Source organism: Novosphingobium sediminis (assembly GCF_007991615.1).
GTDB classification, from domain to species: Bacteria; Pseudomonadota; Alphaproteobacteria; order Sphingomonadales; family Sphingomonadaceae; genus Novosphingobium; species Novosphingobium sediminis.
Map to the genome: position 1 here is coordinate 15417 of NZ_BJYR01000009.1, position 22789 is coordinate 38205.

At 66.0% G+C, this 22789-nt stretch carries 21 protein-coding genes; 8 read left to right on the forward strand and 13 right to left on the reverse strand.

Going from position 1 to position 22789, the window contains the following annotated elements:
- Position 1 precedes the first annotated feature (1 nt).
- From xth to NSE01_RS06280, 3 genes are read right to left on the reverse strand one after another with little or no spacing between them, the layout of a single operon-like run.
- A complete protein-coding gene (xth, locus tag NSE01_RS06270; protein WP_147158932.1) occupies positions 2 to 781 on the reverse strand; it encodes an exodeoxyribonuclease III in 780 nt (259 codons plus the stop codon).
- Positions 782 to 783: 2 nt separating this feature from the next.
- The gene (locus tag NSE01_RS06275; RefSeq protein ID WP_147158791.1) at positions 784 to 1137 is read right to left on the reverse strand and encodes a HesB/IscA family protein; all 354 of its coding nucleotides are present in this window, start codon (positions 1135 to 1137) and stop codon (positions 784 to 786) included.
- Between the two features lie 36 nt (positions 1138 to 1173).
- A complete protein-coding gene (locus tag NSE01_RS06280; RefSeq protein WP_147158792.1) occupies positions 1174 to 1605 on the reverse strand; it encodes a CBS domain-containing protein in 432 nt (143 codons plus the stop codon).
- 141 nt (positions 1606 to 1746) lie between these two features.
- On the opposite strand from NSE01_RS06280, the gene NSE01_RS06285 reads away from it, so the two are divergent.
- Complete coding sequence (locus NSE01_RS06285) at positions 1747 to 2058, forward strand: hypothetical protein (protein ID WP_147158793.1); 312 nt, start codon at positions 1747 to 1749, stop codon at positions 2056 to 2058.
- A gap of 3 nt (positions 2059 to 2061) precedes the next feature.
- Here the strand turns inward: NSE01_RS06285 and NSE01_RS06290 are convergent, their stop codons facing one another.
- From NSE01_RS06290 to NSE01_RS06310, 5 genes are all read right to left on the reverse strand, one after another.
- On the reverse strand, positions 2062 to 2427 hold the full coding sequence (locus tag NSE01_RS06290; protein WP_147158933.1) for a (2Fe-2S) ferredoxin domain-containing protein: 366 nt from the start codon (positions 2425 to 2427) through the stop codon (positions 2062 to 2064).
- Entirely contained in the window at positions 2424 to 2852 is a 429-nt protein-coding gene (locus NSE01_RS06295) for an acyl-CoA thioesterase (protein WP_147158794.1), read from the reverse strand. Before NSE01_RS06295 ends, NSE01_RS06290 begins: the two co-directional genes overlap by 4 nt.
- Before the next feature lie 154 nt (positions 2853 to 3006).
- Entirely contained in the window at positions 3007 to 3522 is a 516-nt protein-coding gene (locus NSE01_RS06300; RefSeq protein WP_147158795.1) for a DUF2497 domain-containing protein, read from the reverse strand.
- 59 nt (positions 3523 to 3581) lie between these two features.
- Positions 3582 to 5048 carry a TolC family outer membrane protein gene (locus NSE01_RS06305; protein ID WP_147158796.1) on the reverse strand — a complete coding sequence of 489 codons (1467 nt, stop codon included), beginning with the start codon at positions 5046 to 5048 and terminating at the stop codon, positions 3582 to 3584.
- Between the two features lie 5 nt (positions 5049 to 5053).
- Positions 5054 to 5656: a protein-L-isoaspartate O-methyltransferase family protein gene (locus NSE01_RS06310; protein WP_147158797.1), complete on the reverse strand. Its 603-nt coding sequence runs from the start codon at positions 5654 to 5656 to the stop codon at positions 5054 to 5056.
- Positions 5657 to 5896: 240 nt separating this feature from the next.
- Here NSE01_RS06310 and NSE01_RS06315 point away from each other — a divergent pair, with 240 nt between their 5' ends.
- The 3 genes from NSE01_RS06315 to NSE01_RS06325 all read left to right on the forward strand — a co-directional run bounded on the left by NSE01_RS06315 (position 5897) and on the right by NSE01_RS06325 (position 10184).
- Positions 5897 to 7411, forward strand: coding sequence for a fumarate hydratase (locus NSE01_RS06315; protein ID WP_147158934.1), 1515 nt, complete (start codon positions 5897 to 5899; stop codon positions 7409 to 7411).
- Between the two features lie 87 nt (positions 7412 to 7498).
- Positions 7499 to 9430, forward strand: coding sequence for a sensor histidine kinase (locus tag NSE01_RS21945; RefSeq protein WP_371863203.1), 1932 nt, complete (start codon positions 7499 to 7501; stop codon positions 9428 to 9430).
- Positions 9431 to 9440: 10 nt separating this feature from the next.
- Positions 9441 to 10184: a LytR/AlgR family response regulator transcription factor gene (locus tag NSE01_RS06325; protein WP_147158936.1), complete on the forward strand. Its 744-nt coding sequence runs from the start codon at positions 9441 to 9443 to the stop codon at positions 10182 to 10184.
- 7 nt (positions 10185 to 10191) lie between these two features.
- Here NSE01_RS06325 and NSE01_RS06330 read toward each other — a convergent pair whose 3' ends face one another.
- Positions 10192 to 11700, reverse strand: coding sequence for a YifB family Mg chelatase-like AAA ATPase (locus NSE01_RS06330; protein WP_147158798.1), 1509 nt, complete (start codon positions 11698 to 11700; stop codon positions 10192 to 10194).
- A gap of 156 nt (positions 11701 to 11856) precedes the next feature.
- Between NSE01_RS06330 and NSE01_RS06335 the strand changes: the two genes are divergently transcribed.
- Positions 11857 to 12549, forward strand: coding sequence for a hypothetical protein (locus tag NSE01_RS06335; protein WP_147158799.1), 693 nt, complete (start codon positions 11857 to 11859; stop codon positions 12547 to 12549).
- Between the two features lie 6 nt (positions 12550 to 12555).
- Here the strand turns inward: NSE01_RS06335 and polA are convergent, their stop codons facing one another.
- The gene (gene polA / locus NSE01_RS06340; RefSeq protein WP_147158800.1) at positions 12556 to 15408 is read right to left on the reverse strand and encodes a DNA polymerase I; all 2853 of its coding nucleotides are present in this window, start codon (positions 15406 to 15408) and stop codon (positions 12556 to 12558) included.
- A gap of 289 nt (positions 15409 to 15697) precedes the next feature.
- On the opposite strand from polA, the gene NSE01_RS06345 reads away from it, so the two are divergent.
- Positions 15698 to 15892: a hypothetical protein gene (locus NSE01_RS06345; protein WP_147158801.1), complete on the forward strand. Its 195-nt coding sequence runs from the start codon at positions 15698 to 15700 to the stop codon at positions 15890 to 15892.
- A gap of 162 nt (positions 15893 to 16054) precedes the next feature.
- Here NSE01_RS06345 and NSE01_RS06350 read toward each other — a convergent pair whose 3' ends face one another.
- The gene (locus NSE01_RS06350) at positions 16055 to 17032 is read right to left on the reverse strand and encodes a serine hydrolase (protein WP_147158802.1); all 978 of its coding nucleotides are present in this window, start codon (positions 17030 to 17032) and stop codon (positions 16055 to 16057) included.
- 208 nt (positions 17033 to 17240) lie between these two features.
- Here NSE01_RS06350 and NSE01_RS06355 point away from each other — a divergent pair, with 208 nt between their 5' ends.
- Both NSE01_RS06355 and NSE01_RS06360 read left to right on the forward strand, forming a co-directional pair.
- Positions 17241 to 18590, forward strand: a complete 1350-nt coding sequence (locus NSE01_RS06355) for a phosphotransferase (RefSeq protein WP_170233777.1) — start codon at positions 17241 to 17243, stop codon at positions 18588 to 18590.
- Positions 18587 to 19888 (forward strand): acyl-CoA dehydrogenase family protein, encoded by a 1302-nt coding sequence (locus NSE01_RS06360; RefSeq protein WP_147158803.1) that lies wholly within the window; start codon positions 18587 to 18589, stop codon positions 19886 to 19888. The genes NSE01_RS06355 and NSE01_RS06360 overlap by 4 nt, the downstream gene beginning before the upstream one ends.
- Before the next feature lie 84 nt (positions 19889 to 19972).
- Here the strand turns inward: NSE01_RS06360 and metK are convergent, their stop codons facing one another.
- Together metK and lnt are read right to left on the reverse strand one after the other, a co-directional pair.
- Positions 19973 to 21178: a methionine adenosyltransferase gene (gene metK, locus NSE01_RS06365; RefSeq protein ID WP_147158804.1), complete on the reverse strand. Its 1206-nt coding sequence runs from the start codon at positions 21176 to 21178 to the stop codon at positions 19973 to 19975.
- Positions 21179 to 21221: 43 nt separating this feature from the next.
- Positions 21222 to 22766, reverse strand: a complete 1545-nt coding sequence (gene lnt / locus NSE01_RS06370; RefSeq protein ID WP_147158805.1) for an apolipoprotein N-acyltransferase — start codon at positions 22764 to 22766, stop codon at positions 21222 to 21224.
- Between the last annotated feature and the right edge of the window lie 23 nt (positions 22767 to 22789).

Consider the following 22789-nt stretch of genomic DNA (forward strand, 5'->3'; position numbering starts at 1 on the left):
TTCAGGCCGGTTCGCGCAAGGTAACCCAGATCGGAGCGTGGTCGCTCGCCTTTTCGCGCCCGCGATAGGCCTTGTCGACCCCGGCACCGACCATCCGGTCCGCCAGTTCGGGAGAAAGCAGCGCGTAATCGATGCGAAAGCCGTGATCGCGCTGCCAGGCGCCCGCCTGATAGTCCCAGAACGTCCACAGCCCGCCGCGCGGATGGTGCAGATCGAGCGCGTCGGTCCAGCCGTCGTTGAGCAGTCGGCGGTAGGCATCGCGTGATTCGGGCTGCATCAGCGCATCGCTGGCCATCGCGCGGACGTCCCACACGTCCTTGTCTTCCGGGATCACGTTGTAGTCCCCGATGACGAGCGCGGGGACTTCTTCTGCCGCGATCTCGGCCATGCGGCGGCGCAGTCGCTCCATCCAGCGCAGCTTGTAATCGAACTTTGGCCCCGGCTGCGGATTGCCGTTGGGGAGATAGATGCAGACCACGCGCAGGCCAAAGACATCGGCCTCGAGGTAACGCGAATGCTCGTCCTCCGGCTCTCCGGCGAGCCCGCGTTGCACTTCGACCGGCGTGGTTCCGTCCGCAAGGATGGCGACGCCGTTGAAGCCCTTCTGCCCGTGCCAGATCGCGTGATAACCGATCTTCTCGAACTCGGCGGCGGGGAAATCCGCGTCCTGCGTCTTGATTTCCTGCAGGCAAGCCACGGATGGGCGGGTTTCCTCGAGCCATTCCAGCAGCCGGGGGAGCCGCGCCTTGATCCCGTTGATGTTGAAGGAAGCGACCTTGATCGTCACACCGAAAAGCTCGCGCCGCAGCCGCAGCCCGACGTTGCCTGCGGGTTGGTGACGCGGAAGGCCGCGCCGCCGAGTGATTCGATGTACTCAACCGTGGCGCCGGCGATGAGATCGAGGCTCATCGCATCCACCAGCAGTCGCACGCCGTCGGTTTCCGCCACGAGGTCGTCTGCCTCCGGCTCACCGCCCATCTCGAACTTGTATTGAAAGCCCGAGCAACCGCCGCCTTCGACTGCAAGACGCAGCACGGCAGGACGGTTTTGCTTGGCGGCAATCGCGGCGACGCGCGCAGCCGCGCTGGGGGCGAGCGTGACACCGGCAAGCGCCGGTTCGGAGAGCGTCGTGGTCATGTCTCCAAGATAGGCCGCCTGGGCGGCCCGCTCAAGTCATGCCGTCTGGATATATTCCCGAAGCGCTTCTGCTTCAGCTTCGATGCGGTCGATCCGGAACTTCACGAGGTCGCCGATCGAGACGAAGCCGACCATCTTGCCCTTGTCGATCACCGGCAGATGGCGAATACGCCGCCGCGTCATCAGCGCGAGCGCTTCAAGCGCGCTCTGGTCCGGGCTCACCGAGATCACCGGCGCGGTCATCACATCGCGCACGCGCATCTGCAGCGCGGCGGCACCGTGGGTCTTGAGCGCGTAGAGCACATCGCGTTCTGAAAATATTCCGGCCACTTCGCTCCCGGCATCGGTAACCGGCAAAGCCCCGATCCGGCGCGTGGCAAGAGTTTCAACTGCGTCCGCCACAAGGTCGTCGGCATGGCAGTGCCATACCTCTCCCGCACGGCCGGCGATCATCAACGCGATCGACATGGTATCCTCCTTCCCCCACCCGGGGAGATCCCACTTTTCCGGCAAGTCGTTCCAATGCTTGCCGATTCGCTGATAATGCCACCAAAGGGCAGGCGGGGAAAGCAGTTGCCTTGGCAAGACGGGCAGCGCATGGAAACGGGCATGGCCAAGCCCGTTCGCCCTTCGCCGCTCGATGATCCTGACTACGCGGAATTCGCGTGGGGGCGCTACTTCCAGGTCATGCGCTGGATGGGCCTGCTCACGCTCGTGGTGATGGCCGCCGCCGCCTGGTATCTCTACGCATCGGTCGGTCTGGTCTCGATCCATCTCTATATCGCGGCGATGCTCGGCATTGGCCTGACGATGATGCTGATGTCCGCGCTGATGGGCCTCGTTTTCCTCTCCAGCGGCACCGGGCACGACGAAGCTGTCGATAATGGCCTCGAGCAGCACGTCGATTCTTGGTGGAAATGAGGATCAGTCTGGCGGGGTGAGGCGGTAGTCCTCGACCGGAACCCCGCCGATCACGTGCTCCTGAATGATCCGTTCCAGCACGTCGGGCGTGCAGGAATGATACCAGACGTTGTCAGGATAAACGAGCGCGACCGGCCCGGCGGCGCAGACACGCAGGCAGCCCACCTTGTTGCGCAGCACGCCCTGCGGCCCGCCCAGCTTGAGTTCGCCCAGCCGCTTCTTGAGGAAGTTCCAGGCTTCGTCGCCCGCCTCGCGCGGGGCGCACTTGTCCTTGTCCGGCCCAGCGCAAAGCAGGATATGCCGCTGCGGCGCGAAGCCGCCGAGGCCTGCGACGGCCTGCCGCGCAAGGGTGATTTCGTCCGGCTTCATTTGATCAGCCACGTGTCCAGCCTTTCGCGAAGGGCAGGGTCAATCGGCTGCGGACGCTCGCCATCGGTGAACACGATCGTGACATGGGCAGTCGCCACCGGACGGCCATCCTGCAGGAGGAGTTGCCTGAGGCTCCAGCTGCTGCGCCCGCCGGGCAGCGCGCCGACGCGGCATTCGAGGCCGGCGGGATAGTAGGCCTGCGCCAGGTAATCGATGGTGACATTGGCGACCATGAAGCGCGCACCATGGGTGTTCTTCGGCATGCCGACAGCCGTGATGAAGCGCAGCCGTGCATCCTCGAACACCGCGGCCATTGCCACGTTGTTGATGTGCCCGTTGGGATCGAGATCGGCAAAGCGCGTGGTGACGGCATTGCCGAAGGGGTAGCGCGTGGGATCGAGCAGCGCGGGATCAGGTCTGGCCATGCACGCGCCCTAGACTCATTTCCGCTTGCGCGGAAGGCGGCACCAGCCCGCTCCCCCGTCCGGCCACCCACAGCATACAATTCCGTCGGGTGGCCGGGTGGGGGAGTGGGCTGGGGCCGACCTGTTTCGGCTAGGCCGAAACAGCAAAGAGAGCTCAGCCCTTCTTGCCGACGATCCGCGCAATTTCTGCTGCGACGAGCTTCTCGACCAGCGGCGGCAGGTTCTTGTCGAGCCATTCGGAAAGCGCCGGGCGCAGCATCTCGCGCACCATGCCTTCGAGCGAAGTCTCGCCCGAGCGGACGATCTGAGGGCTGGCGCCGGGCGCAGAAAGCATCGCCAGCGCAGCCAGCGAATCGCGCATCGAAGCCGTGGTCTCATCTGCCAGCAGCGGGGCGTCTTCATCCTCGTCCGGCTGCAGGGCAGCGTCGCGGTCTTCGCTGAGGATCTGCGCGGCCACTTCGCTCAGATCGAGCACATCAGCCGGAAACGAGGCCGGGCGGCCTTCGCTGCGCAGGGCCGGACGGGCGGAAACGCGGGGCGCGGGGGATAGTTCTGCGGCGGCATCGCGACGGCTGCGCTCACGCGCGGCATCCGCGCGATTGTCGCGCGCAATCACCTTCTTGATCGATTCGAGGATTTCCTCGACCGAAGGTTCCGAAGCCTGACGCATACCCAACCCCACACAGTCACTCGGGCCGAATCACTCGGCCACCCCACTCGCCTGTACCATCAAGGGACAGATTGTGCAGAAATTGTTGCAGTTTGAGCGGGAGTGTCAACCGTCCGGGTGGCCTTGGGCGGAGTCGGGGAATCCAGCGACCAGTCGAACACGCGGCCGCGCACGCGGCGATAGTTGACTTCGGGATCGTAGAGCGTGGCCGGATCGAAGCCGAGATCGGCGGCCTGCGCCTTGCCCATCGCCGCGAGCAGGTTGAACGCCGCGACATAGGCATTGCGCCGCGCCGCCACGAGCCCGACTTGCGCGCGCAGCAGTTCCTGCTCGGCATCGAGGATGTTGAGAATTGTGCGGTTGCCCACGGTGTTTTCCGCGCGAACGCCCTGAAGGCTCAGCGCCGCCGCATCGACCGCAGTCTGGTTCAGCGTGATGACGTCGTTCGCTGCGCGCCACTGGGTAAAGGCCGAGCGGACATTGGCGATGACCTGACGCTCGGCGCCGATTTCCTGCTCCTGCACGGCGGTGGCGGTGGCCTGGGCCTGGCGCTGGCGCGCGGCGGGGAGCCCGCCCTGGAACAACGGAATCGAGATGCGCGCGCCGGCCTGTGCCGTCGTCTGGCTCTGCACGAAGTTCCCACCGACTGCACCGCCGCCGAGCGAGTTGAAGTAGGTCGAGTAGTCGCCCGAGGTATAGAGCGAGACCGTCGGCAGGCGGCCTGCGCCCGCGGCTTTCGCGTCATAACCGGCGGCCTTGCTGCGCTGGTGCGCGGCCTCGAGGTCGGGATTGTTGTCGAGCGCGGTCTGCACCGCTTCTTCGGGCGAGCCTGGCAGGCCCGCCAGTGGCGGCGGCGGCTGGAGATCATCCGGCACCTTGCCCACGACCTGCACATAGCGCTCGCGGCTGGCGACCAACGCGGCTTCGGCGCTGCGCAGATCAGCGCGGGCGAGGGCAAGGCGCGAGTTCGACTGCGCCACGTCGGTGCGCGTCACATCGCCGATGTCGAAGCGGTCGGTCGTCGCCTTGAGGTTGACCTCGAGCACCTGCACGTTGTTGCGGTTGAGCCCCACGGTCGCACTATCGCGGATCACGTCCATGTAGGCCGCGACGACCTGGCTGAACACGCCGGCCTCGGTCCCGCGCAGGCTGGCTTCCCCGGCCTCGACGCGGATCTTCGCCGCTGCGAGCGAATTGCGCACCGAGCCGCCCGAATAGATTGGCACGGTGAGCTGCGGATCGATCGTCATCAGGCGCTGCGGCGCGATGAAGCTGTTCGGGCCCTGCTTGAGGAATTCGGTGTAGTTGATGGTGCCGTTCAGGCTGGGCAGGCCCGGTGCGCGGGCGATGGGCACGCTTTCATCGGTCGCGCGCAGGTTCGCGCGCGCAGCGTTGAGGTCTGGGTTGCCGGCATAAGCCGCAGCAAGCGCGCCTTGCAGGTCGTCTGCCTGCGCGGGAGCGGCGGCAACGGCAAGTGCCAAGGCAAGCGCCGAGAGCGCGGGAGTAGCGCGGATGGCGCGGATCATGGGGTTCAGAAGCTCCACTTGCGCGGGGCGGCAAAGGCCGCGATTGCCGCGAAGTCGGCCTCCGCCAGCACTGTCATGGCCAGCGAGCCGGCGACCTTGCGGCCCAGCGCAAGGCGGGTGACGCCGCGTTCGACCACGCCGGTGACGAGCCGCCCGTCTGCGGAGACGACATTGGCGAGCGCGGCAGGCATGTCCTCGATCGCGCCATCGACCAGCACCAGCGAATGTTCGCCCGCATTGGCCCAGTCACCCGTCGCCGCAACCAGCGTGACCTTGCCGGCCAGCTTTTCCGAAAGGGCGGCAAGATAGCCGCCCGGATTGCCGATCACGAGCACGCTGTCGTCTGCGGTCGGTTCGGCTGCGGTCAGCATCTGTCCGTAGGTCAGCGCGGGCGAGAGCACTGCGCCTTCGCCCAGCGCCACGGCGCGATCGGCATAAGCGACCGCGCGGCGTGCTTCGGGGACGAAATCCTCACGCGGGACGGCCATGAACGCGGCGAGAATGGCCGGATCGTTGACGCCGCTCACGCGCAGCTGGCTGTCGATCATCGCGCGGCGTGCCTCGCTGCCGGACTCTGCCACGTTCGCGCGCTCTTCCACTATCGTCATGAATTCCCTCACTTGCGGGGCCGGATGGCGTGACCGGTGGGGCCGCAGCAATCCAGACCAAGGGCCGCACCTTGCTCTGCGGCCAAATCCAACCAAGCCCTTAGAATATCGTCCCCGGCGCGCCAAGCGCTTTGCATGACGCTGGTCGATGGCTAAACGGCGGTTCATCGATTGCCCCCGCGCAAGCGCGGGACGCAAACCCAGCGGAAGGAAGCAGCCATGCCAGGGATGACACCGACGATGACAACGATCCGCGAGGAAGACCTCATCGAAAGCGTGGCCGATGCGCTGCAATACATCAGCTACTTCCACCCGATGGACTACATCCGCGCGCTGGGTGAGGCCTACAAGGCCGAAGTCGGCCCGGCCGCGAAGGACGCGATCGCGCAGATCCTGACGAACAGCCGCATGTGCGCCGAAGGGCACCGCCCGATCTGCCAGGACACCGGCATCGTCAACGTCTTCATCAAGTGGGGCCAGGACTGCCGCCTTGAAAGCGACAAGAGCCTGCAGGACGTCGTCGATGAAGGCGTGCGCCGGGCCTACCTCGATCCCGAAAACAAGCTGCGCGCTTCGGTGCTGGCGGACCCCGCCTTCACCCGCCGCAACACGCGCGACAACACTCCCTGCGTCCTTCATGTCGAGATGGTGAAGGGCAACAAGGTCTCGGTCGATGTGGCGGCCAAGGGCGGCGGCAGCGAGAACAAGTCCAAGTTCAAGATGATGAATCCCAGCGATTCGATCGTCGATTGGGTGATCGAGATGCTCCCGCAGATGGGCGCAGGCTGGTGCCCGCCGGGCATGCTCGGCATCGGCATCGGCGGCACGGCGGAGCACTGCATGCTGCTCGCCAAGCAGGCCCTGATGGAACCGATCGACATGGCGCAGCTCAAGCAGCGCGGGCCTCAGAACGATATCGAGGCGCTGCGCATCGAAATCTTCGACAAGGTGAACGCGCTCGGCATTGGCGCGCAGGGCCTTGGCGGGCTTTCGACGATTCTCGATGTGAAGATCATGGACGCGCCCTGCCATGCGGCGGGCAAGCCCGTTGCGATGATCCCCAATTGCGCCGCCACGCGCCACGCGCATTTCACGCTGGATGGTTCGGGCCCGGCCTTCCTCGAGGCGCCCAAGCTCGATGAATGGCCCGATGTGCACTGGACGCCCGATGCGGCGGCCAAGCGCGTCAACCTCGATACGCTGACGGCGGAAGAGGTGCAGAGCTGGAAGCAGGGCGACCGCCTGCTCCTCAACGGCAAGATGCTGACGGGCCGCGATGCCGCGCACAAGCGCATTGCCGACATGCTGGCGAAGGGCGAGGAACTGCCCGTCAATTTCAAGGGCCGCGTGATCTACTACGTCGGCCCGGTCGATCCGGTGCGCGAGGAAGTCGTCGGCCCGGCCGGCCCGACCACCGCCACGCGCATGGACAAGTTCTCCGACACCATGCTGAACCTCGGCCTGCTCGCCTCGGTCGGCAAGGCGGAGCGCGGCCCGGCGGCGACCGAATCGATCGCAAAGCACAAATCGGCCTATCTCATGGCGGTCGGCGGCGCAGCCTATCTCGTTTCGCGGGCGATCAAGCAGTCCAAGGTCGTCGGCTTTGCCGATCTCGGCATGGAGGCGATCTACGAATTCACCGTCGAGGACATGCCGGTGACGGTCGCGGTCGATTCGAGCGGGCAGAATGTCCATCAGCTTGCCCCGCTCGTGTGGAAAAAGAAGATCGCCGATGAGGGGCTGCTGCCGGCCTGATCCGGATGACGCCGCTCCGACGAACCGCTGACTCGCCTCGACCGCCCGGCTGGCTATTGCCGGGCGGTCGGAGGTAGAAGCGGTAGAATGGCCACGCTTCCCGTCGATACTGCTGCTGAACGACCGCACGTTCCCGCGCGGGCCGTGCTGCTGTCTGCGGCGGCGCTGTGGCTGACGTACTTCCTGCTGATTACCTTGCGCGGGATCGTCGTCGATATCGGCGAGTTCAATGAGCTGCTGTGGCGCCGCGCGGTCGTCACCCTCGCTGGCATTGCCGTCACGCTGCTCGCGTGGCCCGTGCTGCGACGCTTCGATGGCCGCAGCAACGGCGCGCGGATCGGCGCGGCGCTGGTCATCATGCTTCCCGCCGCACTGGCGCTCGCCGCGATCAACCAGCAGTGCTTTGCCCCGGTCGAGAAGAAAATGATCGAGCGCGAGGCCAAGGCAGCGCAGGCGCAAGCCGAAGCGGCTGCCCGCGCAATCCGCGCCCGGCAGGGTTCGATGCCGGGGGTCTTGCCGTCCGATACCCCGCTGCCCTCGGTGCGCGTGCGCCATGATGTGTCGGGCAATGTGCTCATCGACGTCGCAGATCCGCCTCAGGCGATCCCGATGCCTCCGCCGGCGCCCGAACCACCCGCACCGCCTGCGCCGCCAGCCCCGCCGCGCGGTGCGAAATTTGCGCCGCCTCCCCCGGACCCTGGCGACGATCAGGAAAGCAGCGATCCCGGCAACGAAGCAGCGGTGATTACGGCACCCGGCGGCGTGTCCATCATCCGCCGCAGCGACGGCACCGCGGAAGTACGCGTGGGCGATCGCCGAATCCCCACTGACGCCGATCAGGCCGACGAAATTGCAGCCGAGCTCGCCCAGGCTCAGCGTGAAGTCGCACAGGCGCAGCGCGAGATGGACCGGGCCAGTGCAGAACGCCTTTCCGCTGCACAAGCGCGGCTCGCCAATATTGATGCGGTGCGCTGGAACGTTTTGCGCAGCCTTGCCGATGCCGGCCTCGTATCCGAAAAGGACGTGCCTGCCGCGCCCGCTGGCCCAGTCGGTGACGCGGTCAAGGAAGTGCGTGCGCATAGCGCCAAGGTCCACAAGGCACGGCCCGCCAAACCTCGCCCGGTGCAGCATGCCGCGGCGCGTCCGGCGGCGAAGTCTGCGCCCGTTCCGGCGCCGTCACCGTCGCCCACGGCAAGCGCCGCGCCTGCCCCTGCGCCAGCCGCAACCGATGGTGACACTCAGATCCACACCGCGATCATCAGCAAGATGATTGAAGACGAAGGCCTGTGGAAGCAGCTCACCGATGTTGCGCTCGGTCGCTATTTCCTGCTGATCGCCTGGGCCGGTCTCTACATCGCGCTCGGCAATGCGGAGATGGCGCGCGCTTCCGAACGGCGAGAGGGCGAATACAAGCGCGCGGCCAAGGCGGCCGAGCTGCGCAGCTTGCGCTATCAGGTCAATCCGCACTTCCTGTTCAACACGCTGAATTCGCTGTCCGCGCTCGTGATGGTCGGCCGCACCGAGCAGGCGGAGAAGATGATCCAGACGATCTCCAGCTTCTACCGCCACAGCCTCGCCGGTGATCCCACTTCGGACGTGCCGCTGGTCGACGAGATCGCGCTTCAGCGTCACTATCTGGAGATCGAGGCGGTGCGCTTTCCGGAGCGGCTGGTCTGCGAGTTCGATGTCCCGCAAGGACTTGAAAACGCCTGCGTGCCGGGCATGATCCTGCAGCCGCTGGTCGAGAACTCGATCAAGTACGGCGTTTCTGCCAGCATCCGCCCCGTCACCATCCGGATCGCGGCGCAGGAAGCCGGCGGAAAGCTGGTGCTGACCGTTACCGATGATGGCCCCGGCAAGGGCGGCGCGAGCGGCAGCACCGGGATCGGCCTCGAAAACGTGCGCAACCGCCTCGCTGCACGTTTCGGCGATGAGGCGCGGGTGGAAAGCGGGGCGCTTCCTGCGGGCGGCTATGCCACGGTGCTGACGATCCCGCTGGTACGGTCGGGTTGCGAATGAAGGTGGGATGATGCGTACTTTGATCGTCGATGATGAACCGCTTGCGGTGGAGCGCATGCAGATCCTCTGCGCCCGCATACCGGCGCTGCATGTCGTCGGCACCGCCAGCGACGGTGCTGCGGCGCTGCGGCTGTGCGAGGCGCTTTCGCCCGAACTCGTGCTGCTCGACATGACGATGCCCGAAGTCGATGGCCTCGGCGTCGCGCGCGGCCTTGCGCGTATCTCGCCGCGACCGGCGGTTATCTTCGTGACCGCGCACGATCACTTCGCGGTGGAAGCCTTCGATTGTGACGCAGTGGACTATGTCCTCAAGCCCGTCGCGCAGGACCGCCTCGAACGCGCTGTAGACCGGGCTCTGGCTCGCCGCGACACTGTGCCGCCGGTAGAGGCGGAGCCAGTTGAAAGCCCGTGGATCGAGGAGTTCTGGGTCCCCCACCGCAGCGAACTGATCCGCATCGCGGCGGGTGATATCGACCGAATCGACGCCGAGCGTGACTATGTGCGCCTCCATGTCGGCCAGAAGGATGGGGGAGGGCGGAGCTACCTGTTGCTCCACACCATCCAGCGCCTCGAAGACAGGCTCGATCCCGAACGCTTCATTCGCCTCCACCGTTCCACAATCGTGCGGCGGGATCGGATTGCCGGGCTCAAGCATGATGGGCTGGGCGTGTGGTCGGCGCAGCTGGTTGATGGCGAATTGCTGCGGATCGGGCGGACCTACCTCGCCAAGGCGAAGGCGATGGCGGGGCGCTAGGCCCTCGTCAGGCTCTCGGCGCAATCCGCCGATAGCTCAGCGCCTCGGCCACATGGACGCGGCCGATGGTCTCGGCCCCCGCCAGATCCGCAATGGTCCGCGCCACGCGCAGCATACGGGTATAGCTGCGCGCAGAGAGGCGCATGGCTTCGGCTGCTTGCGCCAGAAGCTTGCGTCCGGGTTCGTCCGGCGTCGCGAAGCGCTCCAGTAAATCGCCTTCGAGTTCGGCATTGGTGCGCCGCCCGCTGCCTTCAAGCCGTGCTGTCTGCACCCGCCGCGCCGCCGCCACCCGCGCGGCGACGGCGTCCGATCCTTCTGCTGGGGGCGGCAGGGCAAGGTCTGCGGCAGAGACGGGATCGACTTCGACATGGAGGTCGATGCGGTCAAGCAGCGGACCGGAGACCTTGGACTGGTAGTCCCCCGCACAGCGCGGCGCGCGGCTGCATCCGAGCGCCGGATCGCCAAGGTAGCCGCAGCGGCAGGGGTTCATTGCGGCGATCAGTTGCACCCGCGCAGGAAAGGTCACGTGCGCATTGGCGCGGGCGACGGTGACTTCCCCCGTCTCCAGCGGCTGGCGCAGCGAATCGAGCACGGCGCGCTGGAATTCGGGCAGTTCATCGAGGAACAGCACGCCGAGGTGGGCGAGGCTGACCTCGCCGGGCCGCACTTTCAGCCCGCCACCCGTCAGCGCTGCCATCGATGCGGAATGGTGCGGCGTGCGGAACGGCCGCGCGCGGCTGATGCGGCCTTCCTCCAGCAGCCCCGCAACCGATGCGACCAGCGAAGCTTCCAGCGCTTCCGATGGGGTCAGTTCTGGCAGGATCCCGGGCAGGCACGAAGCCATCAGCGATTTGCCGGCACCGGGCGGCCCGATCATCAGCAGGTTGTGCCCGCCGGCGGCTGCGATCTCCAGCGCCCGCTTGGCCGTTTCCTGCCCTTTGACCTGCCTGAGGTCGGCACGCCGCTCCGGCGCATCGACCTCGCCCGGCTCTGGCACGGGGAGGCGCAGCGTGCCCTTGAGGTGGTTGAGCAGGCTGATGAGATCGGGCGCCGCGACGATTTCCACCCCGCTCGCCCAACGCGCTTCCGCACCTTGGGCTGCGGGGCAGATCAGGCCCTTCTCGATGCCGCTGGCATGGAGCGCGGCGAGCAGCACTCCGGGGCTCGCGATCACACGGCCATCGAGCGCCAGTTCGCCCACCGCGACAAAATCGGCGATCGCCTCGAGATCGACCACGCCCATTGCCGCCAGCAGCGCGAGCGCGATGGGAAGATCATAGTGCGAGCCTTCCTTGGGCAAGTCCGCCGGGGAGAGGTTGACCGTGATCCGCTTTGGCGGCAGCGCCAGGCCCAGCGCGGCGAGGGCGGAATGCACGCGCTCGCGGCTCTCGCCCACGGCCTTGTCCGGCAGGCCGACGACCCGGAACGCGGGCAGGCCGGGCGCAATCTGGCACTGTACTTCGACAGCACGCGCCTCCAGCCCCAGATAGGCAACCGTGGATACCAGCGCGACCATACCGACCCCTAACTCAGCGGGCCAGACTAAGGACGGGCACGGGTGGCGGATAGGGGCAGGACCGTGGTCTCGCCAAATCGGAGCCAAAAGGTCTTAAGCGTAGTTTACCGCGTTTTGCTGGAAAATCGGCAAGCAAGGGCAGAGTATACGAGTTCCATGACCCGACTCGCCTGCGCCTTGCTGATGAGCATTGCCGCCGCAGCACCCGTTGCCGCGCAGCAGTCGGCAACGCGTACCTGGGTCGATTCGCACGGCACCACCTGGACGGAGGTGACCACCACCCGCGCCGTGGTTGAAGAGCCGCGCAGCCAACGGATCGCCAAAGCGATTGCAGGACTGCCGCGATTCGGCCCCTTTGCCGTAGTGGACAGCGCGCATGCCGCGCTGGTTGGCGAAATCGACGACAATTCTCCCTCCGAGTTTCGCGAAATGCTTCAGGCCCATCCGGGCATTCGCATGCTCGAACTGGTCGATTGCCCCGGCACTTCTGACGACGGTGCCAATCTCACGCTGGGAAGGCTGATCCGCCGCCATGGCATCGGCACCGATGTGCCATCCGGCGGTTCGGTGCGCTCGGGCGGGTTCGAGATCTTCCTCGCCGGCACAGTCCGCCACGCTGCGCCCGATGCCGAATTCGGCGTCCATGCATGGAAGGACGAGGACGGCCACCAGCCCGACGACTTCGCCCCCGATGCCGGCCCGAACAAGACCTACCTCGATTACTACCGCGAAATGGGCCTCAGCGAAGACGATGCCGAGCAGCTCTATGCGCTGACCAATTCGGTGCCCAACGAGCAGATGCTCTGGCTGCACACCAAGGATATCAGGCCGTTCGTGAAGGTCGAGTAGCGCGCCCTAGTGCGCCGCGCCCCAGCTTGGGCCGGTCCCGATCTCAACGCCTAGCGGCACCGTGAGCTGTATCGCCGGCTCTGCCGCGCCTGCCATTACCGCTTCGATCACAGCGCGGGCGGCGGCGACATCGCCTTCGGGCAGTTCGAACACCAGTTCGTCGTGCACCTGCAGCAGCATCCGCACATGGCCGAGCCCGGCCGCGGCAAGGGCGGGGTTCATCCGCGCCATCGCGCGCTTGATGATATCAGCGCTGGTGCCCTGAATCGGCGCATTGATCGCGGCGCGCTCGCTGCCCTGTCGCTCTGCCTGATTCTTCGAGTTGATGCGCGGGAACCACGTCTTGCGGCCGAACAGCGTCTCCGAATAGCCCTGCGCCCGAACGTTCTCCAGCGTCTCGTGGATATAGCGCTGGATGCCCGGGAAGCGCTCGAAATAGCGGTCGATCATCGCCTGCGCTTCGTCGGCGCTCACCCCGAGACGGCCGGCAAGACCCCAGCGGCTGATGCCGTAGAGGATGGCGAAGTTGATCGTCTTGGCCCGCCCGCGGGTGTCGCGGTCGACCGTGCCGAACAGTTCCCGCGCGGTGCGTGCGTGGATGTCCTCGCCCGCAGCGAAGGCTTCCCTGAGCGCGGGGACATCGGCCATATGCGCGGCGAGGCGCAGTTCGATCTGGCTGTAGTCTGCCGCCAGCAGCACGTTGCCGGGTTCGGCCACGAAAGCCTCGCGGATCTGGCGGCCGATTTCGGTGCGGATCGGGATGTTCTGCAGGTTGGGATCATTGGAAGAAAGCCGCCCAGTCTGCGCGCCGACAAGGCTGTAGCTGGTGTGAACACGGCCCGTCGCGGGGTTGATCGCGGCTTGCAGCGCATCGGTATAGGTCGACTTGAGCTTTGAAAGCTGGCGCCATTCGAGCACCAGCGTCGCGACTTCCGCCCCTTGCGCGGCAAGGCCTTCGAGCACCGACTGGTCGGTCGAGTACTGCCCGGTCTTGCCTTTCTTGCCGCCCTTGTAACCGAGCTTGTCGAACAGGATCTCGCCCAATTGCTTGGGGCTGCCGATGGTGAAAGGTTGGCCAGCCTTTTCGTGGATCACCGTTTCGAGGCCCGCGATGGTCTCGGCGAACTGTGCAGACAAGCCCGCGAGCCGCTCCCGGTCGACGCGGATACCGTGCCTCTCCATGCTCGCGACCACCGGCACCAGCGGCCGATCTACGCGTTCATAGATGCGCGTGCCCCCTTCTTCGGCAAGGCGGGGGCTGAGCAGGCGGTGGAGCCGCCACGTCACTTCGGCGTCCTCTGCGGCATAGCGTGTCGCGTCCGCCAGCGGCACTTCGGCGAACGAGATCGCCTTCTTGCCGGTGCCGCATACGTCCTTGAAGGCAATCGTGGTGTGGCCCAGCAGGCGCTTGGCCAGTTCGTCCATGCCGTGGCCGCCCACCCCCGCTTCGCTGCGGCCCGCATCGAGGCAGAAGCTCATCACCATCGTATCGTCTATCGGTGAAACCATGATCCCGTAGCGGGCGAGCACGTTGAGATCGTACTTGATGTTCTGCCCGATCTTGAGGACCGCGTCGCTTTCCAGCAGCGGCTTCAGGAGCGCCAGCGCGGCCTCGCGCGGGGCCTGCACCGGTGCTTCGGCAAACATGTCGCTGCCGCGATGGCCGAGCGGGATGTAGCAGGCATCGCCCGGCCCGAGCGCGAGGCTGACGCCGACGAGATCCGCCTGCATCGCATCGAGCGCGCTGGTTTCGGTATCGACCGCCACGAGGCGCGCGGCCTGTGCGCGGGCGACCCAAGCTGCGATATCGTCCAGCGTTTGCAGGCAGCGGTAACCGCCCGTATCGATCGCCGGCCACTCGGGCAGGCTCTGGCGCGTTTCCGCTGCACCGACCGGGGCCGAGGCCGACACCCCGCCCGCAGCGGGTGCTTCCGCCGGTGCAGTTCCCAGCTTGCGGAGCAGGCTGGTGAAGCCGTGTTCGGCAAGGAACGCGGCGAGTGGTTCAGGCGGGATCGCGGTCAGTTCGAACGAATCGAGCGGCAGCGGCAGCGGGCAATCGTCCTTGAGCGCCACAAGCTGGCGCGAAAGCCGCGCCATCTCGGCTTGCTCGATCAGGCTGTCACGCAGCTTTCCGGGCTTCATGGCGGGGGCGGCGGCGAGCGCGCCTTCCAGAGTGCCATGCTCCTGGATCAGCTTGGTCGCCGTCTTTGGCCCGATGCCGCGAATGCCGGGCACGTTGTCCACTGCATCGCCCATCAGCGCGAGCACATCGCCCACGCGCTCGGGTTCGACGCCGAACTTTTCCATCACTTCAGGAAGGTCGATCCGCTGGTTCTTCATCGTATCGAGCATGTCGATATAGCCGCCACCGTCATGCGGACGGCCGACAAGCTGCATCAGATCCTTGTCCGACGAGACGATGGTGACGTTCCAGCCGCGCTCCGCCGCAGCAAGTGCGTAAGAGGCGATTAGGTCGTCCGCCTCCAGCCCCGCTTCCTCGATGCACGGCAGGCTGAAGGCGCGCGTGGCATCGCGTATCAGCGGAAACTGCGGCACGAGATCTTCGGGTGGCGGCGGACGGTTCGCCTTGTAATGTTCATAGAGATCGTTGCGGAAGGTGATCGAGCCCTTGTCGAGGATCACCGCGAGGTGGGTCGGTCCATCGGCCTTGTGCAGATCTTCGGCCAGCTTCCACAACATCGTGGTGTAGCCATAGACCGCACCGACCGGCACGCCCGCCGGATTGGTGAGCGGCGGCAGGCGATGATAGGCGCGGAAGATATAGGCCGAACCGTCGATCAGATAGAGGTGACGCGGGGCTGAATCGAGCGGTGCGGTGACGTCTGCGGAAGTATCCATGCGTGCTGTGGTAGCGCCTAGGCCCCGCCAGCGAAAGCACCCGATGTTATGGCGCTGCAGCAATGCCGGGGCGATTCATTGTGCCCAAATCCACTCTTGCGGCTCGTTGTGCCCCTGCAAAAAATGTTATATTTCAAAAATTTAAGCTCTCTGTGACGGCTTTGCTGCTCCTAAGACTTGCAAGCAGGTGAATTGCCGATTAATTGGGGCGAGAAGTCTACCGCCAGAGTAGGCTTTGCGGCGGGCTGCGGGCCCGGCGCGATCCACTTCAATCCAGGGATTGTAACGCATGCGCAAGCTCCTCCTCGCCGCTGTCGCCGGCACTGCCTTCGCTCTCGCCGGTTGCTCGGAAAAGGCTCCTGAAGCCCCCGCCACCGAAGCCGCTATGGAATCGACTGACGCCGCCATGGACGCTTCGGCTGCTCCGTCGGAAGACGCTTCGGCTCCGGCTGCTGACGCTTCGAGCGAAGCCGCCAAGATGTAATCAACCCCGCAAGGGTTTGATAGAGATAGAGGGGCGTGGTCACTTCGGTGATCGCGCCCCTTCTCTTTTGGCTATCCTGCTTTTTGCTGTCTCGGCACGGATGCCGCGCACGGCGAAGGGCGACGCGCTAAAGACGCGGCGGTTAGTCAGCTTGTCGGGAAATCAGCGGCGCGCGGTCTCGAAGCTGCTTGGCAGCGGGGCCTGACTGTAGCCGTCGTAGAGCACGCGCGCGATCTGCGCGATCATGCCGGCGTGGGCCGTATGGCCTTCCGGACCAGTCACGAAAATCGCGATGGCAAGATGCCGGCCATCGGGCAGACGAACGATACCCACATCGTCGGTCACGCCTGAAAGCGTCCCTGTCTTGTGTGCGAAGACCACTCCTTCGGGCAGCCCGCTGCGGATACGGTTCCTGCCGGTGCTGGTGCGGGTCATCGTATCGAGCAGCACCGCACGGCTTTCCGGGCTGAGGGCGTTGCCCCGGTCAATCGCCGCCAGCAACTGGACCATCGCGCGCGGTGTGCTGCTTGTGCGCGTGTCGATCGTCGTGGCCGGATTGACCCGGCCATCATCGCGCACCAGCGTTGCCATTGTGTGATCGAGGTGCTGGCCGCTGATGCCGGTACGGCTGAGCCACGTGTTCACCGCGCCGATCCCGCCGACCGCCGCAATCAGACCATCGGTTGCGTGGTTGTCGCTGCGCGTGATGGAACGCTCCATCAGGCTCTGCGCTGTCATCACCACGCCTGGACGCACGGCGGCAACGGACCCCCGCGCTTCAGCGGATTCGGCCACCGGCATCATCATCGGGAACTGCTGGTCGAGCCGCAGGCGGCCCTGCTCCACGCCGGAAAGATAGGTGGCGGCAACGGCAATCTTGGCCGTGCTCGCCATCGGAAACGGCATATCGCCGTTGATCATGATCTGGCCGCCGCCATCGAGATCGACAGCCGCAACGCCGATGCGGCCGCGCCCTTGCGCCACGATCGCAGAGACCTGGCTCTCGATCGCCGCATCGCGTGCGGACTGAAGGCTGGTGCCGGGGCGCGCCGCGGCCGGGGTGGACACGAGCGCAAGCGGCGCGGCGCACCACAGCGCAACCGCGGCCCATTTGCTCATCGTCTTGAAGCCGGAAGCCATGATCCCCCTTAGCCGACAACCCGTTTAGGATTAATTAGCACCGTAACCTGTTGTGATTCCCCGGCAAGCACTGTTCTCGCAGGTGGTCGCACGTTCCGCGCGGACTGGCGCGCCAAACCGGACGCTAGACATTAACCGCGCGATTAATGATAGTGGTGCAACCAAGCGCAAAGCGAATAGCCCGATGCAGAGCGGGCGAGAGGAGCGGATGACGGCAGAGTCCCAACAAGCTCTGGCCGATGGCCTTCAGCGGGTGATGGCGCGTGCCGGCTGGACCGGTCCGGCGACCGGATTGCTGCGCCTTTCCGGCGGCGCCAACATGCAGAGCTGGCGATTCGAGATCGGCGGGGAACCCTTCGTGCTGCGCCGTGCGCCCTCAGCCGAATGGGTGGCTGGCCGCGCGCTCGACATGGCGAGGGAAGCCGCCGTGATCCGCTGCGCGCAGGCAGGCGGCGTTCCCGCGCCCGAAGTGGTGGCCGAGCTGACACCGGCAGACGATATCGGTCTCGGTTTCATCATGCGCTGCGTGCCGGGCTCGCCCGATCCCGAGAACGCGCTTTCGTCCCCGCCCGCGCTACTCGAAGAAATTGCCGCTGCGATGGCCAAGGTTCATGCGCTCGATCCCGCCGCGCTACCCTTCCTCCCGGTGCTCGAACCCGCCGCCGGGGTGGAGGCCCTCGCCGCGCAGTTCGCGGAGGCGGGCGGTGATCGGCCTCCGATCGCGCTTGGCCTCGCGTGGTTGCGCGCCAACTTGCCAGCACCGGCGGCGCCCACGGTGCTCCACGGTGATCTGCGCATCGGCAACGTGATGGTGGAGAACGGCCACTTGTCGGCCGTGCTCGATTGGGAACTCGCACATCTCGGTGATCCGCACGAAGACCTCGCCTTCGGCTGCATGACCGTCTGGCGCTTCGGCCGGCTCGACAAGCGCGGTTTCGGCCTCGGGCAGATCGACGATCTTGCCCGCGCCTACGAAGCGGCGGGCGGCGTGGCATTCGATCCCGCCCGCTTCCGCTTCTGGCTTATCTACCGCACGGTATGGTGGGCGCTTTCCGCGCTTTCGATGGGCAAGGGCTGGCGCAGCGGTGCGGATCGCTCGCTCGAACGCGTCGTCGTGGCGCGGCGCGCGGCTGAGCAGGACCTCGACCTGCTGCTGCTGCTCGAAACCGAAGCGCCCGAGGCGGAACGTGGCCGCCCGCTTCCGCCCTCCGTTTCGCCGCCGCCCACCGCCGAGGGTGAGCCGAGCGCTGCCGAAATCCTCACTGCCGTGTCCGAATGGCTCGCGGCCACCGTCAAGCCGCACATGGCCGCCGGGCGTGAGCGCTTCGAACTCGCCGTTGCGCAAAACGCGCTCGGTATTGTCCGCCGCGAACTCGCGGGCCGCCCGAACCCGCATGACAAGGCGCTGTGCGAGACGATCTTGACGGGCCGCACCACACTGGCCGAGCCGGGCCTTCTCGCCAACCTGCGCCGCCGCGTGCTCGATACGCTGGCCGCCGACATGCCGAAATATCCTGCGCTCGCCGAAGCGCGCCGAATTTGGGAGAGCACCACATGAACTTCGATCTGCCGCAGGAACTTGTCGACTATCTCGCCGAGCTCGACGCCTTCATCGATGCCGAGATCAAGCCGCTCGAACAGGCGGATGACAACATCCGCTTCTTCGACCACCGCCGCGAATGGGCGCGCACCAATTTCGAGGATCAGGGCCTGCCGCGCCACGACTGGGAAGCGCTGCTGATCGAGGCCACCCGCCGTGCCGATGCCGCCGGGCACTGGCGCTTCTCCGCGCCGAAGAAGTACGGCGGCAAGGATGGCAAGAACCTCTGGATGGCGGTGATCCGCGATCACTTCACGCAGAAGGGCCTTGGCCTCCACAACGATCTGCAGAACGAGCATTCGATCGTCGGCAACTTCCCGTTCGTGAACATGTTCGAGCACTTCGGCACGCCCGAACAGCAGGAGGAATTCATCCTCGGCGGTTTCGCGCGCACCCGCCGCGTCTCCTTCGGCCTGACCGAAGCGCGCCACGGCTCGGACGCGACGCACATGGAAACCCGCGCGGTGCGCGAAACACGCGACGGCGTTCCGGGCTGGCGGATTGACGGCGAGAAGATGTGGATTACTGGCATGCACATCGCTAGCCACTGCGCCGTCTTCGCGCGCACCGCGGGCGAGCCGGGTGATGCACGCGGGATCACCTGCCTCCTCGTGCCCAATCCCTCGCCGGGCTTGGTGATCGAGGAATACCTGTGGACCTTCAACATGCCGACGGATCACCCGCGTCTTTCGCTCACCAACGTGTGGGTGCCGGAAAGCGCGATGCTCGGGCCGGAAGGCGGCGGCCTCGCCATCGCGCAGAGCTTCGTCCATCAGAACCGCATCCGGCAGGCGGCGTCATCGCTCGGCGCTGCGACGTTCTGCATCGAGGAATCGGTGCGCTATGCGCGCGAACGCAAGCCGTTCGGCGAGGAACTGGCGCGCAACCAGGCGATCCAGTTCCCGTTGGTGGAGCTTGCCACCCAGTGTGAAATGCTGCGCCTGCTGATCCGCAAGACGGCGTGGGAAATGGACCGGCTCGAAGCCGAGGAAGGCGGCCACAAGCGCATCGAGCGCGAGCTGTCGGACAAGGTCTCGATGTGCAATTACTGGGCGAACCGGTTGGTCTGCGAAGCGGCGGACCGCGCCATGCAGGTCCACGGCGGCATCGGCTATTCGCGCCACAAGCCTTTCGAGCACATCTACCGCCACCACCGCCGGTACCGCATCACCGAAGGCGCGGAGGAAATCCAGATGCGCAAGGTGGGTGCGTACCTGTTCGGCTATCTGGGGCCGAGGAAGGGGATGTTCGGGTAAAAGGAAAGGCGCGAGGGGCTAAAGCTCCTCGCGCCTTCCGTATTTCAGGGGTCCGGGTGCAACGGCGCCCGGACCCTTTTTCGTTCAGGCAAACGCGGCCTTGAGATCGTCGACGAGGTCGAGGCGTTCCCACGGGAAGAAATCACCATCCGCCTTGCGGCCGAAGTGGCCATAGGCCGCGGTCGGCTGGTAGATCGGCTTGTTGAGGCCGAGGTGCGTGCGGATCGCGCGCGGGGTCAGGCCGCCAAGACGGGTGATTGCGAGGATCGCCTGCTCGATCTTGTCGTCACCGACAGTGCCGGTATCGTGCGTATCGACATAGAGCGACAGCGGCTCCGACACGCCGATCGCATAGGCAATCTGGATCGTGCAGCGCGTGGCGAGGCCGGCGGCGACCACGTTCTTGGCGAGGTAGCGCGTGATGTAGGCTGCCGAGCGGTCGACCTTGGTCGGATCCTTGCCCGAGAATGCGCCGCCGCCGTGAGGGGCTGCACCGCCGTACGTATCGACGATGATCTTGCGGCCAGTGAGGCCCGCGTCGCCGTCGGGCCCGCCGATCTCGAATGAACCGGTCGGGTTGATGTAGTACTTGGTCTCGCGCAGCAGCACGGGCGGGATCACCTCGGCAACCACGCGCTTCACGTAGGCGTGAAGTTCTGCTTCCTTCTCACCCTCGTCATAGCCCGGCGCATGCTGGGTCGAGACGACCACGGCAGTTGCGGCGACGGGGAGCGAGCCCTCGTAGCGCAGCGTGACCTGGCTCTTGGCGTCGGGCTCGAGGAACGGCGCCGCGCCCGAATGGCGGTCGGCGGCCATGCGCTCGAGGATCTTGTGGCTGTAGTAGAGCGTCGCCGGCATCAGGTCGGGCGTCTCGTCGGTGGCGTAACCGAACATGATGCCCTGATCGCCGGCGCCTTCATCCTTGTTGTCCGCCGCATCGACGCCTTGCGCAATGTGCGCGGACTGGCCGTGGAGGTTGTTCTCGAAGCGGAAGGTTTCCCAGTGGAAGCCCGCCTGCTCATACCCGATGCGCTTCACGGTGTTGCGGACGGTCGCTTCGATCTCTTCCTTGGCGCCAGGTGCCCACTCGTCGTTCTCGTAGACACCCTTGCAGCGGATTTCACCTGCCAGCACAACCAGTTGCGTCGTCGTCAGCGTCTCGCAGGCGATGCGCGCTTCGGGGTCCTTCGAGAGGAACAGGTCCACGATCCCGTCGCTGATCTGATCGGCAACCTTGTCCGGGTGGCCTTCGGAAACGCTTTCGGACGTGAACAGGTAATCGGTGCGCATGAGGCTTTCCTGTATGATATAAAGAATTCTTTATGTCACTTCCCTAGCGACCTCCGCGCCGCCTTGCAACCACGAGCGACGCGCCCAGCAGCAGGAGCGCCCAGGCGAAGGCGAGCCGGTTGCCCAGCCTGGCAAACAGGCTCGGCGCATGGGCCGGGGGCACCAACCCATCGAGACGCCCGGCGGTGAGGCGCGGGACGAACTGCTGGACAACGCCATCGGCATCGATCACTGCGCTGATTCCGGTGGTGGTGGCGCGCAGCACGGGCAGGCCTTCCTCGATCGCGCGCATGCGGGCCTGCGCAAGATGCTGAGGCGGCCCCCATGCGCCGAACCAGCCATCGTTCGAGGGATTGAAGATATAGTCTGGCCGATGTGTGCGGTCGGCTACTTCGCCGGAGAAGATGATCTCGTAGCAGATCTGCACCCCGGCCTTGCCGTGCACGCCCATGTCGAGTGTTTGCGGACCCGGCCCCGGCAGGAAATCGAGGCTGCCCGAAACCAGCCGCGAGAGGCCCAGCGGCGCAAGCCACGCGCGCATTGGCAGATATTCGCCGTAGGGCACGAGGTGGGCCTTGGCGTAACTGCCGCGGATCGTGCCGTCAGCGCCTAGCGCTGTGACCACATTGCGCGCGGCAGTCACGTCACCGTGCTCGACGATGAGATCGGTCGCGCCGGTCAGCAGCAGGCTGCCGGGCCCGATGACCCGCCCGATGCGTGCGCGGGCGAGGTCAGGATCCGCCGCATAGGTCGTGGCGTTGTAGAAGAACTGCGGATAGCCGGAGCGCAGATAATCGGGCAGCCCGCCCTCGGGCCACAGCACGATCCGCGGCGACCCCGGCGCGCGCGGGAGCGACAGGCGCGCAATGCCCTGGAACTGGCCTTCGTAAAGGCTCGGATCATTGATCGTATCCTGCCCGATGTTGGGCTGGACGAGTGTGTAGGCGAGCTTACCCTCCCCGCCTCTGCCATGCCACGGCAGGAGAATGAGCGCGACGGGGAGCGCTGCCGTCATCGCCGCCGCGTGCAATCGGCCTGCCCGTGCCGTGTGCCAAGCCAGCAGCCACAAACCGGCGAGCAGCACCACGATGCCTGAGAGCGCGTAGGTGCCTGTCCACGCCGCGATGGCGGCAAGGCCTGGTCTGCCGAAACCGCCAAGCGCGACCATCGCGAGCGGGTTCCACGCAAAGCCGGTAAACAACGTGGCGCGCAGATATTCCGTGACGATCCATAAGCCGGCAAAGGCCGGGAGCAACGCCGCCCTGAAGCGCCGCGCCAGCCACGCCGCCAGGAATGCGGCCAGCGCGGGATAGATCGCGAGGTATATGGCCAGCAGCACCACCGCGATCCACCCCAGCCAGGCGGGCATCGCCGCTTGATAGGTGAACGCCGTCGCGATCCAGTTGTTGCCAAGCGTGAACAAGCCGAGGCCGAACAGCCAGCCCGCCAGCGCGGCGCGGCGCGGTGATCTGGCCTGCTCGATCCTGACGATCAGGAAGGCCAGCGCAGCCAACGTCAACGGCCACAGCCCCAGTGGCTGGAAACCCGTCGCCGCCAGCGCGCCCGCGCCAATCAGCGCGAGCGGCATCAAGCGGTTTGCCGTTTTCTCCA